Genomic DNA, 15,711 nt, shown 5'->3' with positions numbered 1-15,711 from the left:
CACCCCTGCCACCGATTATCCGCGCAGCGCCCTGCACCCGGCGCTGCGCGGAGAGAAGTGCGTCAGCGGTAGCGGCGGGCGGTGTTGTTGGCTTTGGACTCGCCTGCTTGCCATTGGGCGATCCAGGGGCCGGTGCCTTCGGACTGGTCGAGGATGCCTTCTTCGAGCCAGGTGTGGGCGCCGGCGAGGACGCGTTGGGCCAGGCGGCGGTCGGCGCTGTCGGTGTTGCTCCACAGCTGGTCGAAGAGGTGGTCGACGCGGAGGCGGGCCTGCTCGCAGAACGCTTCGGCCAGCTCGTACGCCGCCTCGCCGCGGGACGGGTCGTCCGTGCGGAGCATCTCGGCCCGCGAGCAGGACGCGGCCATCGCGAACAGCTCGGCGCCGATGTCCACGATCCTGGCCAGGAACCCCTGGTGGTACTCGAGCTTCGCCTGCCACCGCCCCATCCCGTAGAACGTCTGCCGCGCAAGCTTCCGCGACGATCGTTCGACGAACCGCAAGTGCTTGGCGAGCGGACCGAACTCCGCGTAGGACGTGGGAACGGCGCCCTTCCCGACCGCCAGCTGCGGCAGCCACTTCGCGTAGAACCGGCTCGCACTCGCCGCAGCGCGCGCCTTGGCCTGCAGATCGGCATCGGCCGACGCAAGGTCGCCGGCCGCGGCCAGGTGCGCGTCGACCGCCTCCCGGGCGATCAGCAGGTGCATGATCTCGGTCGAACCCTCGAAGATCCGGTTGATCCGCAGGTCACGCAGGATCTGCTCCGCCGGTACGGCGCGTTCGCCCCGGGCAGCCAGCGAGTCAGCGCTCTCGTACCCGCGCCCGCCACGAATCTGCACCAGCTCGTCGGCGATCTTCCACGCCATCTCACTGGACCACAGCTTCGCCAGCGCGGCCTCGATCCGGATGTCCTTGCTGCCCGCGTCGGCCAGCTGCGCCGACAGGTCGAGCACCGCCTCGAGCGCGAACGTGGTCGCGGCGATGAACGAGATCTTCTCCGCCACGGCAGCGTGCTCGCCGATCGGCCGGCCCCACTGCACACGCTCGGCCGACCACTCCCGGGCGATCTTCAGGCACCACTTGCCGGCCGCCGTACAGGTCGCCGGGATCGACAGCCGGCCGGTGTTCAGCGTGGTGAGGGCGATCTTCAGGCCGGCGCCTTCGCGGCCCAGCCGGTTCTCCACCGGCACCCGGACCTGGTGGAAGCGGGTGACGCCGTTCTCGATCCCGCGCAGTCCCATGAACGCGTTGCGGTTCTCGACCGTGATCCCCGGTGAGTCGGTCTCGACCACGAACGCGCTGATCCCGCCCTTGCCACCGTCGTGCGCCGGCACGCGCGCCATCACCACGACGAGCTCGGCGATCACGCCGTTCGTGGTCCAGAGCTTCACGCCGTCCAGCACATAGGCGTCGCCGTCCTCGGTCAGCGTCGCGGTCGAGCCCAGCCGCGCCGGGTCCGAGCCGACGTCGGGCTCGGTGAGCAGGAACGCCGTCACCGCTCCGGCCGCGCACCGCGGCAGGAACCGTTGCTTCTGCTCGTCGGTGCCGAACATCTTCACCGGCTCGGGCACACCGATCGACTGGTGCGCGGAGACCAGTGCGCCGAGGCTGGGATGCACGGACGCGACCAGCATCAGGGCCTCGCCGTAGTACGACGCCGACAGGCCGAGGCCGCCGTACTCGGCCGGGATCTTGATGCCGAACACGCCGAGCTCGGCGAACCCCTGCAGGTACTCGTCGGGGACCTTGGCCTCGCGTTCGATCAGCAGGCCGTCGAGGGTCTCGCAGTAGGCGCGGAGCTTGCCGAGGAATTCCTCGCCCCGGGTGACGTCGTCCGCGGCGGGCCGTGGGTGCGGGTGGACGAGCGACAGGTCGAAGTCGCCGAGGTACAACTTCTTCGCGAAACTCGGCCGGGTCCACTCGGTCTCGCGGGCAGCCTCCGCGACCTTCCGGGCCTCGCGCTCACTGACGTGGGTGGTCATGCCACATCCCTCCTGGCTGGGGCGCGCACACTACCCACCAGTCTTACCCGGAAGTAGCCAAACCGGAACCCTTGGGCCGACGTCTTGCCGCAGATCGAGATCTCAGCGCCTCGCCGGTCGCGTCATTCGCGCCGACCGGCGACGACAGCGCCTGGGACTACCTGGACCTGTCCGGCGCCGGGCACCCTGGACCTCGGTCGGGCTCGCTCCACCTGCAGCTGCGACCTGACGAACGTTGCACCCGGCAACCATATCGCTGCCATCGTGGTCTTCGCCCGCGAGGAGACCTCCGGTTGTCCACAGGGACGGCAGCTTGTGGACAACCGGACATCGCCGGAATCCCTTGAAAACAAGGGGATTCCGGTTTGAATACTGTCGGTGGGAGTGTCTAGGGTTGATGCATGGAAGATCTGGGCGAGCGGCCGGTGTGGTCGATGAGTGGCAGCGAGATGCTGTCGACTCTCGACACGCTCGACGCCGAGCTGGCCCGGCTCCAGACCTACCGCCTCCAGCTCATCGCCGGCCTGGAGAACGTCGGCTACGCCGAGGAACTCGGCGCCCACGACACGGCCCGACTGCTCGCCTTCCGATACCGCATCAACAGCACCGACGCCCGCCGTGACCTACGACTCGCACTCGCTCTCCCGAAATACCAAGACGTAGCCGCGGCGCTCCCCGACCCGACCGTCCAGTACTCCGGTTCCGCCGAGCAGGCCACCGAGGCAACGAGCCCCACCGCCGACGGAGCTGCCGATGGCGTGGGTGGGTCTGAGTGTGGCGGCGGTGAGGGCCGGTGGCTGCTGCGGCCGGCGCAGGCCGAGGCGATCGTGTCGGCCCTCGAGCGCGTCCCGTCGACCGTGCCCTCCGAGGACCTCGAGGTCGCCGAGCAGCAACTGGTCAACCTCGCCCGCCACCTGTCCCCGGCCGAGCTTCGCCACGCAGCCCAGCAGATCCGCGATCTCCTGGACACCGACGGCCCAGAACCCGACGAACGCAAGGCCTACGCCCGTGAATCCCTCACCCTGAGCACCGCCGACCACGGCGTCACGTTCCGCGGCTACCTGGCCAACGAGAACGCCGAACTGTTCCGCGCACTGATCCACGCCGGTGCGCGGCCACACAAGACCCTCGACGGCCAAGCAGATCCGCGCCCCCGTGACAAGCGCCAGGCCGACGCCCTCACCAGTGCCCTGACGACCGCCGCCGCAGCCACCGACACGGGCCGCACGCCCCACACCACGACCCGCCCGGCCGACGGCTTGGTGCCCGGGTTCGGGGCCAAGGCGAACATCACCGTCACCATCGACCTGGCCGACCTGAAGGCCGCCACCGCCGACGCGACCGGCAAACTCGTGTACGGCGACGACCTGTCCGCGACCGCGATCCGCCGCCTCGCCTGCGACGCGAAGATCATCCCGCTGGTGCTTGGCTCGAACTCCGAACCACTCGACGTCGGCCGCGCCGAACGCCTTGTCACCCGAGCGATGCGCCGCGCCCTCAACGCCCGCGATCGAGGCTGCGTCGTCTGTGGCGCCCCACCGATCCAGTGCGACGCCCACCATGTGCGGAGCTGGATCGACGGCGGCCCCACCGCCATCAACAATCTCGCCCTGCTCTGCCGCCGCGACCACCGCGACCTCCACGACGGCCACTGGCACATCACCATCACCAACGGCACCGTCCACGTCATCCGCCCAACCTGGGCAGACCCGCCACCACCGCGCCCAACCCACCAGCCACCCGGCGAGCGATCGCGCCCACCAGCACCTACCGATCCCGACCCGCCGCGCCCCGAACCCGCGACCGGCGATCCATCCTCACGGCCAAGTCGCTGGGTCGCGGACGAACAGGCACGCAACGAGGCCGCCACCTTCGCGATCCTGAGCTGAGCAGGTTCGCAATCCTGGGCCCAAGCAGTCACGCGATCTTGGGCACGGGCGGTCCAGGAATGTCGCCGGGCAATCGTCGCGGGGCTTGCTCCAGTGCGGCGGGGGTCGCCCGGCATACCACAGCGCTGCCTGGCTGCTCGCGCCGTACCGATCGCCGGGTACTGCGCGCTCGCCGCCCCCGGGCCGTCGACGTTGGCTGACGGCCACCTATCGACAGGAGCGCCGCGCCGGGATCTGCTGCACATCGTCCTGGATGCTGCCGCGATCCCCGCCTCCGGCCTATCCGGGCGGCCTCGCGATCGTCGCCAACGCGGGGCGACGTCAGCGGGCTGAGCTCCGGCGACGCTTTACCTGCAGCACCTCCGGGCCAGCACGTCCGCGCCGCCGGTTCCTCGGGTGCTCTCGCGTCGAAACTCTCGGGTGCTCTCGCGTCGGGACCTCGTTCGCCTCCGTTCCGTGGGCGCCGTCCACGTGCGTCGGCCGTATCGCCGCTCGCCGCATCGACACCTCACCCGCCCTCGCCGCACCACGCCCCGGGCCACCCCCACCCCGGTCAACGCCACCACACGGCCACACGGCCACCCCGGCCAACGCCACCACACGACCACCCCAACCCGACCACCACCCCGACCACGCCCACCACGACGCCGGCCACTCCCCACCGTGACGCAGGCCAGGGCTCGCCGCACCACCATTGGCCGGGACTCGGCGTGCTGCCGCCGTGGGGCTGCTCGTCATGGCAACGGCCTTCGTCCTGGCTCATGGGCGTAGGAGCACGACGTCAACGCGAGCGGCCACCTCGTCTCAGGAATCACGTGCGGTTGTGGCGAGCGTTCTGGCACCAGTCGCGGCCGCGGGTTCAGCGGTGGTTTCTGCGCTTGCGGTCGCTGACCTCATCGGAGCCGCTGGCTTGCTGCTCGGCGCCGTGAGCGTCCTCCGGACGGTGCTTGGTACCGGCTGAGGTGGGCTGTGGACGAATCGGGCCGCCGCCCAGGCGGCGGTACTTCCAGCACTGTTCGTTGTAGTCGTAATAGGTGTCTACGCCGCCAACCGTGATCACGGTCGCCTCCGGGATGCCGGTCGTTGAACCGCCCGCTGCTGGACGAACACTCTCCCAGTACCCCCGGCCAATCCTTGACAGCTCCCGGCAAGCGTTTGCCATGATCGGCGGGTGATCTACGAGCTGAACCATGTCGGTGGGCGGATCCGGAACCTGGACGCGAGTCTGGCGTTCTACGGCGAGACGGTCGGGGCGGAGGTGGTGGACCGGCTGTTCATGGCGAGCGCGAACGTCGACCGGGTGCACATCCAGATCGCGACCGGCCTGGTGGAGCTCCTGCACAACCGGGACGACGACCCAGGCGCGACGTACGGGCTGAACCACGTCGGCTTCATGACCGACGACCTGGACAGCGACTACGCGCGGCTGATCGACGCCGGGCACGGCGAGTTGTCCGCGCCGCGAGTCGCAGGCAGCGGGCAGGGCCGGCTCGCGTTCCTCTCCGACCCGAACGGCGTCCGCATCGAGCTTCTCCAGCGTTCGGAGGAGTTCCGGGTGCCGCCGATCACCTCCGGTCCGGTACGGCGGTTGTCGTACGTCGCCCTGTCCGCACCCGATCTCGACGCGGCGATCGAGTTCTACGGCGACCACCTCGGCATGGAGCGCTGGACGCCCAATCAGCCGGACGGAGCGGTCTACTTCCGGCTCGGCGCCGACGCCGTGAAGCTGCTGCCGACCGCCGGCACTCCGGTCAGCCACCTCGGCCTCGAAGTGACTGAGCCAGGCGGAGACGTGCAGGACCCGGACGGCAACCAACTGAGGTTCGTCCCAGCCGCGTAGGTCACAATGCAGGAATGGGGGGCCTGCAGGGTGGGCTGGGCCGGTACGGCGTCACCGAGCGGGAGGCGGAGGTTCTTTCGGCGATCGCCGATCGGCTTCGCAACCGCGAGATCGCCGAGCACCTGCACGTCTCGGTGCGGACCGTCGAGAGCCACATTGCGGCCCTCATGCGCAAGCTCGGCGTCACCGGCCGCGCCGCACTGGTCGAGCTGGGGAACCAGGTACGGCGAGACCCAGGCTCTCCCCTTCCGACACCACTGACCAGCCTGGTCGGCCGGGACCACGAGGCCGGTGAACTCCGGCAACTGCTCGACGCACATCGCCTGGTCACGCTGACCGGGCCCGGCGGGGTTGGCAAGACCAGGCTGGCTTTGCTGGTCGCCGACCACGCGCGGTTCGCCGACCTGGCTCCGGTCGGCGCGGACCTCGTCGGCGACACGTTGGCTCGCGCGCTGGGCGTCGTACCGCAGCCGGGTTGGGTGCTGCGTGACGTCGTCGGAGACATGCAAGGCCTGCTGGTGGTGGACAACTGCGAGCACGTGATCGCGGAGACTGCGGGGCTGGTCGATGACCTGCTCGCCGCGGGGAGCGGTCTGCGGGTGCTCGCCACGAGTCGCGAGCCGCTCGGCGTACCGGGCGAAGTCAGCTATCAGGTGCCGACGTTGCCCGTCCCGCCGGCGGATGCCGAGGCCGGGACGTACGCCGCCGTACGGCTGTTCGTGGATCGCGCGGCCGCGGCCGCCCCGGGCTTCACGCTCACCGCTGACACTGCGCCTGCAGTCGCGGCGCTCTGCCGTCGGCTCGACGGGCTGCCGTTGGCGATCGAGTTGGCGGCGTCGCGGATCCGCAGTTTCGAGCCGGCCGAGCTGCTGATTCATGTGGACGAACGGTTCGAGCTTCTCTCCGCAGGTGCCCGGACCGCCCCGGCGCGTCAGCAGACCCTGCGTGGTGCGATCGACTGGAGCTACCAACTCCTGGACGAAGACGAGCGCCGGATGTTCGACCGGCTCGGGGTGTTCCCGGCCGACTTCGACTTCGACGCCGTCCGGGCGGTGTGCGGCGCGGATGCCATCACCTTGCTCCCCCGGCTCGTCGACAAGTCACTCGTGTCGACGGTCGGCCGTGGCCGCTACCGGCTGCTCGAGACCATTCGTGCGTACGCCGTCGAGCGCCTGGCAGCCGATGACGATGCCAAAGCGAAGCACGCATCCCACTACCTTTCCCTTGCCGAGCAGGCCGCGCCGAAGCTGCGGACAACCGACCAGCGCGCCTGGGCCGACCGCCTGACGGCCGAGCAAGCCAACCTGCGCACCGCGATGGCGACCTGCGACGACGTCGAGACCGCGTGGCACTGGGTGGCGACGTTGCAACGCTTCTGGGACATCACCGGACAGCACGTCGAAGCTCAGAACTGGATTCGCAAAGCACAGGGGCTGGGCGATCCGCCCGCCACGCCGAGGGCCGTTGCCGGACTCGCGGCCGCGAGCGCACTGCAGCACTCGGCGGACGCGCAAGGCTCGTTCGCCCTGGCCCAGCAGGCGGTCCAGCTGGCCGCCGGACTCGACAACCTGACCCGGGCGGTCGCCGCGCGCGAGCTGGGTCTCGGCGCGATGTGGGTCCGGCCCGAGCTGATGCTGCCCAGCCTCGAGAAAGCACTCGAACTCCTGGACGACGATCATCCGTGGGAGCAGGCCCTCGTCATGCAGGGGATCGGACAGGCTCACACCGAGCTGTCCGAAACGGTGCGCTGGGGCCACCGGAGCGTGGCGCTGTTCCGCGAGGTCGGTGACCTGAGCTTCGCCGCGAACGGGCTGTACCTGATGGCGCAGCGCGCGATGTTCGCCGGCGTCACGACCAGCGAGGTGGACGAGTGGCTGACCGAGAGCCGACAGCTCGCGGAGACTGTCGACAGTGACGAGGACCGGGCGCACGCAAGCGTCGCGTTCGGCCAGCTCGCGTGGCTGCGCGGTGACCACGAAGGTGGGGCCGAGCTGATGGACGGATGCCTCCCGACCCTCCGCCGACTAGGCGACCGGCGATGTGCCGGCCGGGCGTTGTTCCTGCTCGGCGAGTGGTCTTTCGAGCAACACGATCTCGCAACGGCCGCGAAGCAGTTGGCCGGCAGTGTCGAGGCGGTCGCGCAGGCGGGTCAGTCGGTCATCCTCGTGCGGGCGCTCGACGCGCTGGCCGCCGTACTCGCAGCCCAAGGTCACGCACGGCAGGCGGCGATGGTTCTCGGTACGGCGGCCGACGCCCGGCAGTCGGCCGGTGGCCCGATGCTCCACGACGAGCCACCCGACGAAGAGCTGCGGACCTCCCTGCTCGACGCCCTCGGCGAGGCGGCGTTCGTCACCGCGCACTCCGAGGGCTCACGCGTGGGCGCGCTGCAGGTACTGCGACTCGTGCAAGTTGCCGGATGACCGCGGCGGCGACCCTCCGGCGCGGTGGGCGCGCTTCCCGCGCCCGGCGGTGTTGTTCGGCCTCGGCCAGCAGTGCGGTACGGCGCTCGGCGGCCACGGCGGCGGCGATATCGCCCGACATCATCATTTCGACCATCTCCCTGAAGGACTCTTGCCTTCAGCGTCCGGTCTCGCCGCCCGCCCCACATCCGTGCAGCGCACGGAAATCCTGGTCCGTGCTGGGCACCTAGGCGGCGTCCGTGCGGGCCTCGGCGACCAGCCGACCACGCGCCGTACCCGGGAACCGATCGAGCATCGCCCGGACCTCGGCCGCGTCGACGTTCGCACCGAACAGCTCGGTGCCGGGTTCGAGGCGCATGCCCTCGGCCAGCGGTCCGGCCAGCACCGGGTCGAAGCCGAGCGCGTCGACGATCTCTGCCACCGCAGCGGCGTCGGCGGGTTCCCCGGCGATCGCGATCGCCTTGCGGTCCGCGGATCCGGCCGGCCGGGCGCCGTCCTCGAGATCGTGGTAACCCATGTGGTTGAACGCCTTCACCACGCGTGACTCGGGCAGGAACTCCTGCACGGTCTCGCTCGACGAGGTCCGCGGATCGGTCAGGTCGTCACGGACCCCGTCGATCTCCCACCAGTAGTTCATCGCGTCGATCACGAGCTTGCCGCGCAACGCTTCGGCCGGGATCGTGCGGTACTTGCCCAGCGGCAGAGCCAGAACGACGACATCGGCCTGCGCGACCGCCTCGGCGGAGGTGGTGGCGACCGCGCCGGGCGTGACGATCTCGACGATCAGCGCGATCTTCGAGACGTCACCGGAGCCGGCGATCAGCACCCGGTACCCGGCCGCGACCGCGAGCCGGGCGAGCACGGTGCCGAGCTTCCCGGCGCCGAGGATGGCAATGGTCGGCATCGGGTCACCCGGCCAGGATGTCGCGAACCAGTGGGACGACCTTCTCGCCGTACAGCTCGACTGCCTTCAGCCGTGCGCTGACCGGCAGCTGGCCGGCGGTGTAGATCAGGTCGAAGCGCCCGACGCCGAGCCGCTGGATGGCGCCGGCGATCCGGCGGGCCACGGTCTGCGGCGAACCGACGTACATCGAGCCGTGCGCGACCTCGTAGTCGAACTCCTGCCGCTTGACCGGCGGCCAGCCGCGCAGCGCGCCGATCCGGTCCCGCATCACCTTGTACCGGGGCCAGAACAGCTCCTTGGCCTCCTCGTCGGTGTCGGCGATGAAGCCGGGCGAGTGCATCCCGACCGGGTGCGCGACCGTGCCGTACTGCTCGGCAGCCCGCCGGTACAGGTCCAGGTACGGCGCGAAGCGGTCCGGAGCTCCCCCGATGATCGCCAGCATGAGCGGCAGACCGTAGTACGCCGTACGCACGACGGACTGCGGTGACCCGCCGACGCCGACCCACGTGGTCAGCCGGCCGGACTCGGTCTTGGGGTAGACGTCCGCGTTGTCCAGGGCGGCCCGGGTGGTCCCGCTCCAGGTCACCGGCTTCTCGTCGAGCAGCTCGACGAACAGCTGCAGCTTCTCCTCGAACAGGACGTCGTAGTCCTTGAGGTCGTAGCCGAACAACGGGAAGGACTCGGTGAACGAACCGCGGCCCAGGATGACCTCGGCGCGCCCGTTCGACAGCGCGTCCACGGTCGCGAACCGCTGGTACACCCGCACCGGGTCGTCCGAGCTGAGCACGGTCACGCCCGACCCGAGCTTGATCCGCGAGGTCCGGGACGCGATCCCGGCCAGCACGGTCTCCGGTGTGGAGATCGAGTACTCCGGGCGGTGGTGCTCGCCGAGCGCGATCGCGTCCACGCCGAGCTCGTCGGCCAGCACGGCCTCCTCGACCACCTGCCGGATCGCGGCCGCATCCGACACCGGCACGCCGGCGTCGTCCTCCGGAATGTCACCGAAGGTGTCGAGGCCGAACACGACGTCCGTCATGAACCCATCTCCTGTCCTGTCACCCGCACTAGTCTAGGTTGACATGTCAACACGAACTCCGCCGGGATCATTCCCGGGTGCAGCCGGTCGATCATCCGGCCCGGACGATGTGGGCGGGCGGCCCGGACCATGATGGTGGGGGCGTCCGAGAGGAGACAGTCGTGCCGATCAGTGCCCGCGTCCGATGAGCGACTCGCAACGTGCTGCTGCGCCCGCGGTGCGGGACCCGGCCGCAGTCATCCGTTCGAAGCCGTACCTGATGGCGTTGGTGCTCGCCGCGATCCTCGGTATTCCGATATCGGCTGTCGCGTACGGCTTCCTGGCGCTGGTCAGCGCGATCCAGGAGGCCTTGTTCGACGATCTTCCGCAGGCGATCTTCACCGGGGGTGTCCCGGCGTGGTGGCCGGTGCCCTGGTTGGTGCTCTGTGGGCTGCTGACCGGGGCGACCATCCGGTACCTGCCCGGCAACTGCGGTCACTCACCGGCCTTCGGGTTCAAGGCCGGCGGGGGTCCGACGCCTGACCGCGAGCTCCCCGGCATCATCCTGGCCGCCTTGGCCACGCTCAGTCTCGGCGCGGTCCTCGGGCCCGAAGCTCCCCTGATCGCCATCGGTGGTGGCCTCGCCGCGCTGACCGTGCATCTGATCCGGAAGGACGCGCCCCCGATGGCGCTGACGATCATGGCGTCGGCCGGCAGCTTCGCGGCGATCAGCACGCTGCTCGGCTCTCCCGTCCTCGGCGCGTTCCTGATCATGGAGGCCGCCGGTATCGGGGGTGCGACGCTGAGCCTGGTGGCGCTGCCCGGGCTGCTGGCCTCCGGCGTCGGCGCTCTGGTCTTCATCGGCCTGGACAACTGGACGGGACTCGGCACCTTCTCGCTGGCCCTCCCCTCGGTGCCGCCGGCGGTGGAGCCGACAGTGGCGACGATGTCCTGGGCCCTGGCGATGGGTGCTGCCGGGGCGCTGCTGGGCTGGCTGATCCGCTGGATCGGGCTGTCGCTACGTCCAGTCGTGCATGCGTCCCGACTACTGGTCACAGCGGGGCTCGGCCTGGTCATCGGCCTGACCGCGATGGCCTACCAGCTGATCTCCGGCAACAGCTTCAACCAGGTCCTGTACTCCGGCCAGGACGCCCTGCCCGAGCTGGTCGAACACGCCGCGGACTACTCGCTCGGCGTACTGATACTGCTCGCAGCCTGCAAGACGCTCGCCTACGGGCTGTCGCTGAGCGCGTTCCGGGGCGGACCGGTCTTTCCCGCGATGTTCATCGGCGCGGTGCTGGGCATCGCCGCGAACGAGTTGCCCGGCATGAGTCTCGCGCCGGCCATCGGCATGGGCATCGGAGCCATGTGCGCCGCGATGCTGCGACTGCCCCTGACCTCGACGCTGCTGGCCACCTTGCTGCTCGGTACGGACGGTGTGGTGGTGACGCCGCAGGTCGTGGTCGCCGTAGCAGTGTCGTTCGTCGTCACCAACATGCTGCCGACGCCAGGTCCGCAACCGGCCGCCCACGACCCCGCCCCAGCAGCCAAGTCGCACGGGGCGACATGAACCTGGTCCCCGAGCCGCTGCGCGGCTACCAACGAGCCTGGCTGGCGCGCGACATCATCGCCGGTCTGACCCTGTCGGCGGTCGCGATCCCCGAGGTGATGGGCTACACCTCCATCGCCGGCACGCCGATCGTGACCGGGCTCTACACCGTCATCTTCCCCACCCTCGTCTTCGCCCTGCTCGGCTCGTCGCGGCTGCTGGTCGTGGGCGCAGACTCGGCCACCGCCGCGGTCCTCGCCGCGGGGCTGACCGGTCTCGGCATCGCGGGAGTCACGCCCGGGTCGCCCGACTGGCTGGCCATGGCCGGCCTGACCGCGCTGGTCTGCGGTGGGCTGCTGATCGTGGCGCGACTGCTGCGGCTGGGCTTCATCGGGGACTTCCTGAGCGCGTCGGTGCTGATCGGCTTCCTCACCGGTGTCGGCATCCAGGTCCTGTCCGGGCAGATCCCGGACCTGCTGGGGATCCCCAAAGGCGACGGCGGATGGTTCGAGCAGCAGTGGCACTGGATCAGCTCGCTGTCCTCGATCAGCCTCGGCACGTTCGCGTTCGGGCTGAGCACGATCGTGATCATCCAGCTCTTCAAGCGTTTCCTCCCGGTCGTCCCGGGCGCCATCGTCGCGGTCGTGCTGCTGACCGCGATCTCCGCCCTGGCCGACGCGCAGGCACACGGTGTCGACGTGGTGGGCGCCGTCCAGGGCGGATTCCCACCGATCGGCCTGCCCCCGGGCATCTCCTGGTCGGACGTGGGCAAGGTGCTGCCGACCGCCTTGTCGTGCTTCGTGCTCATCGTCGCCCAGAGTGCCGCCACCTCCCGGAGCTTCGCGTTCAAGCACGGAGACTCGGTCGACATCAACCGCGACATCGTGGGGCTCAGCGGCGCCAGCATCGCCGCCGGCCTCAGCGGCGCGTTCGTGGTGAACGGCAGCCCGACCAAGACGCAGATCCTCGACGAGCAGAAGGGGCGCACCCAGCTCGCCAACCTGACGATGGCGGCAGTCGTGCTGCTGTTCACGTTGTTCTTCACCGGGCTACTCGCAGACATGCCGAAGGCGGTGCTCGCCGGGATCGTCTTCCTCATCGGCGTCAGCCTGATCGACGTGCCCGGCCTGCAGCGGCTGTGGCGGCGACGCCGGGACGAGTTCGTCGTGGCTCTGATCACCACCGTGACGGTCTTCGCCATAGGCGTCGAGCAGGGCATCATCCTGGCCGTCGTGCTGTCGCTGCTCGACCTCGTCCGGCGGCAGTACCGGCCGGGCGACTACGTCATCGGCCAGGACCAGGCCGGCGAGCCGACGTACCTGCCGGCGGTGCCGGGCGCGCAGAGCCTGCCAGGGCTCGTGGTCTTCCGGTACGACGCGGACCTGTTCTACGCCAATGCCAACCGCTTCGCCGACCATCTCGAGTCGGTGATCTCCGCCGCGCCCGACCCTGTCCGCTGGGTGGCGCTGGACTGCGGCTCGATCGACGACATCGACTACTCGGCCGGGGTGACGCTGTCCAACCTGGTCAACTACGCCCGGGCGCACGGCGCCCGCTTCGTTCTCGTCCGGCCGGACACCCAACTGCTGTCGACGCTGCGCACGTACGGCACGCTCGACGCGATCGGCGAAGACGCCATCTTCCCAACCCTCGACGCCGCCTTCGCCGCCTACCGCGAGGAGGTCCTGCGATGACAACCGATCACGACAGCACGCTGCGGCCGAGTGACCTGCTGTCGGCCTGGAACGACAACGCGACCCGGCAGGCGTTGGTGGACTACGTTGAACGCGCCCTCGAGGAGGACGGGCCGTACTACGTTCCACCGGCCGAGCGCATCGCCGTCTTCGACAACGACGGCACGCTCTGGTGCGAAAAGCCCATGCCGGTCGAGCTCGGCTTCATCCTGCAGCGGCTCGCCGAGATGGCCGAACAGGACCCGAGCCTCCGGGACCGGCAGCCGTGGCAGGCCGCTCACGACCGGGACTATGCCTGGCTCGGGGCCGCGATCACCAAGCACTACCACGGCGACGACCACGACGTGAAGGTGCTCCTCGGCGGCGTCCTCCATGCGTTCGCAGCGATGAGTGTCGACAGCTACGCCGAGCTGGCCGGCAGCTACCTCCGGACCACGCGCCACCCGACCCTCGGCCGGCCGCTGCGAGACTGCGCCTACCTCCCGATGGTCCAGCTGTTGCGCTACCTGGAGGCCAACGGGTTCAGCACCTTCATCGCCTCCGGGGGCGACCGCGACTTCATGCGGCCGATCACCGAGGAGATCTACGGCATTCCTTCCGAGCGGGTCATCGGCAGCTCGGCCGCGCTCCGGTACCAGGACGACGACACCGGAGGGTCGCTCGTCTACCAGGCGGAGATGGACACCTTCGACGACGGCCCCATGAAGCCCGTGCGCATCTGGAGCAGGCTCGGCCGGCGGCCGGTCGTCGCCGGCGGGAACTCGAACGGCGACATCCCGATGCTTCAGTACGCCGGACTGCCCGCGCGCCCCGGGCTTCGGCTGCTGGTCCTGCACGACGACGGGGAACGCGAGTTCAGCTACACCGCCGGAGCCGAGACGTCACTCGAGCGGGCCCGCAGCCAGGACTGGACGGTGGTCAGCATCAAGAACGACTGGGCGACGGTCTTCGCCGACGAAACCGAGACCTCCCGCTAGAAGTTGCTGACGCGGGGGCTGGAGCGGTCCTCGGTTGCGACCAGCACGTCGAGGAGCATTTCCTGCAGGGTCGTGCGGAGGGCAGCGCAGGCAGGGTCGTGCCACAGGTTGACCAGTTCGAGAGGGTCGGCCTCGAGGTCGTACAGCTCGCCGTCACGGGGCCGGCTCGATGCAGGGTCGCCGTGGTGGACCACGATCTTGTGGCGGTCGTGGCGCAGCATTGTCGTGTGGACCGGCGGATCGTAGGGCGAGCCGCTGTTCCGGTACTCGCTCAGGACCCAGTCCCGCCGTACCCAGTCCTGCTCCTGCGCGGTGACCAGCGGCAGTAGCGAGCGGCCCTGCGCGCCTGGCAGCCCGTCGACACCGGCTGCGGCCAGGAGCGTTGGGGCGAGGTCGATCCACTCGACCAGCTCGTCGCGCACCAGTCCTGGCTCCACCCGCCCTGGCCATCGCACGAGCAAGGGGACCCGGACCGAGCAGTCGAACATCATCGGGCCCTTCAGCAGCAGCTGATGGTCGCCGAGGAGCTCGCCGTGGTCGCTGGTGAAGACCACCAGCGTGTTGCCGGACAGGCCTTCGTCGTCGAGCGCGGCGAGGATCCGGCCGACCTCGTCGTCGACGAGCGTGACCATCGCGTAGTACTGGGCCTTGATCTCCTGGATCTCGGCGGCGGTGAAGTCGCGGAACCCGGGGCTGTGGCCGGCGTACGACTTGATCGACGCCTCGGTGTAGATCGGCGGTTTGCCGGCCAGCTCCTGCTCGTCGCCGATCGGCGCGGGCAGGCTGTCCGGGTCGTAGAGCTCGCGGTACTCTGCCGGCGCGCCGAAGCCGTGGTGCGGGTCGAAGAAGTTGGCGACGAAGCAGAACGGCGTGTCCGCACGCCCGGCGGCGCGCAGGAAGTCGATGGTCTCGTCGCCGATCCAGTGGCTGTAGTGCGACTCGGTCGGCAGCCGGTCGAACGCCCCGTTGCCTTCGGCAAGGGTCTTCTCCAGCAGGCCGGGGAAGTTGGTGTCGAGCCAGCCGTGGTAGTGGTTCTCGTCGCAGGGCAGGTACGGATCGTGCGCCCACCGGAAGACCCGGAAGCCGTCGTCGATCCGCGGTTCCACCCGGCCTCCGGCAGCGGCTCCGAGGTGGAACTTCCCGACCAGGCCGCAGTCGTACCCGGCGTCGGCCAGGTCTCGGGTGAACACCCGCTCGGCCGGCGAGATGTCGACACCGTTCGCCCAGAGCCCGTGGTTGTGCAGGTACCGGCTCGTCATCAGGCTGGCCCTGGACGGACCGCACACCGGCGCCTGCACGTAGCAGTTCGTGAACCTCGCCCCCTCGGCGGCGAGCCGGTCGAGATGCGGGGTGCGGATGTGCGGGTTGCCCGCGGCACCCAACGCGTCGAACCGCTGCTGGTCGGTGCAGAGCACCAGGATGTTCGGCCGGTTCACAGGTCTCC

11 protein-coding genes are annotated in these 15,711 nt (G+C 69.8%); 6 read left to right on the top strand and 5 right to left on the bottom strand.

What is annotated here, in order from left to right; all coding sequences use genetic code 11:
- Positions 1-62: 62 nt before the first annotated feature.
- Complete coding sequence (locus AB0H36_RS03520; protein WP_360515800.1) at positions 63-1,979, bottom strand: acyl-CoA dehydrogenase family protein; 1,917 nt, start codon at positions 1,977-1,979, stop codon at positions 63-65.
- A 401-nt stretch (positions 1,980-2,380) separates the two neighbouring features.
- Between AB0H36_RS03520 and AB0H36_RS03515 the strand changes: the two genes are divergently transcribed.
- Complete coding sequence (locus tag AB0H36_RS03515) at positions 2,381-3,868, top strand: DUF222 domain-containing protein (RefSeq protein ID WP_360515797.1); 1,488 nt, start codon at positions 2,381-2,383, stop codon at positions 3,866-3,868.
- Positions 3,869-4,727: 859 nt separating this feature from the next.
- Here the strand turns inward: AB0H36_RS03515 and AB0H36_RS03510 are convergent.
- Positions 4,728-4,928 (bottom strand): hypothetical protein, encoded by a 201-nt coding sequence (locus AB0H36_RS03510; RefSeq protein WP_360515794.1) that lies wholly within the window; start codon positions 4,926-4,928, stop codon positions 4,728-4,730.
- A 111-nt stretch (positions 4,929-5,039) separates the two neighbouring features.
- On the opposite strand from AB0H36_RS03510, the gene AB0H36_RS03505 reads away from it, so the two are divergent.
- Positions 5,040-5,708 (top strand): VOC family protein, encoded by a 669-nt coding sequence (locus tag AB0H36_RS03505; RefSeq protein WP_360515791.1) that lies wholly within the window; start codon positions 5,040-5,042, stop codon positions 5,706-5,708.
- Positions 5,709-5,722: 14 nt separating this feature from the next.
- On the top strand, positions 5,723-8,128 hold the full coding sequence (locus tag AB0H36_RS03500; protein WP_360515788.1) for a LuxR C-terminal-related transcriptional regulator: 2,406 nt from the start codon (positions 5,723-5,725) through the stop codon (positions 8,126-8,128).
- Positions 8,129-8,354: 226 nt separating this feature from the next.
- Here the strand turns inward: AB0H36_RS03500 and AB0H36_RS03495 are convergent, their stop codons facing one another.
- A complete protein-coding gene (locus AB0H36_RS03495) occupies positions 8,355-9,032 on the bottom strand; it encodes an NADPH-dependent F420 reductase (RefSeq protein WP_360515785.1) in 678 nt (225 codons plus the stop codon).
- Between the two features lie 4 nt (positions 9,033-9,036).
- Positions 9,037-10,068, bottom strand: a complete 1,032-nt coding sequence (locus AB0H36_RS03490; protein WP_360515782.1) for an LLM class flavin-dependent oxidoreductase — start codon at positions 10,066-10,068, stop codon at positions 9,037-9,039.
- Between the two features lie 184 nt (positions 10,069-10,252).
- Here AB0H36_RS03490 and AB0H36_RS03485 point away from each other — a divergent pair, with 184 nt between their 5' ends.
- The 3 genes from AB0H36_RS03485 to AB0H36_RS03475 are packed head-to-tail and all read left to right on the top strand — an operon-like array spanning position 10,253 to position 14,267.
- A complete protein-coding gene (locus tag AB0H36_RS03485; RefSeq protein WP_360515779.1) occupies positions 10,253-11,617 on the top strand; it encodes a chloride channel protein in 1,365 nt (454 codons plus the stop codon).
- Positions 11,614-13,290, top strand: a complete 1,677-nt coding sequence (locus tag AB0H36_RS03480) for a SulP family inorganic anion transporter (protein WP_360515776.1) — start codon at positions 11,614-11,616, stop codon at positions 13,288-13,290. The genes AB0H36_RS03485 and AB0H36_RS03480 overlap by 4 nt, the downstream gene beginning before the upstream one ends.
- Positions 13,287-14,267, top strand: coding sequence for an HAD family hydrolase (locus tag AB0H36_RS03475; protein WP_360515773.1), 981 nt, complete (start codon positions 13,287-13,289; stop codon positions 14,265-14,267). The genes AB0H36_RS03480 and AB0H36_RS03475 overlap by 4 nt, the downstream gene beginning before the upstream one ends.
- Here AB0H36_RS03475 and AB0H36_RS03470 read toward each other — a convergent pair.
- The gene (locus AB0H36_RS03470) at positions 14,264-15,703 is read right to left on the bottom strand and encodes a sulfatase-like hydrolase/transferase (RefSeq protein ID WP_360515770.1); all 1,440 of its coding nucleotides are present in this window, start codon (positions 15,701-15,703) and stop codon (positions 14,264-14,266) included. The genes AB0H36_RS03475 and AB0H36_RS03470 overlap by 4 nt on opposite strands.
- Between the last annotated feature and the right edge of the window lie 8 nt (positions 15,704-15,711).

The sequence above is a fragment of the Kribbella sp. NPDC050820 genome, from assembly GCF_040653975.1.
GTDB lineage: Bacteria > Actinomycetota > Actinomycetes > Propionibacteriales > Kribbellaceae > Kribbella.
The sequence above is the reverse complement of the archived record's forward strand: the minus strand, read 5'-3'. Positions and strand labels throughout refer to the sequence as shown.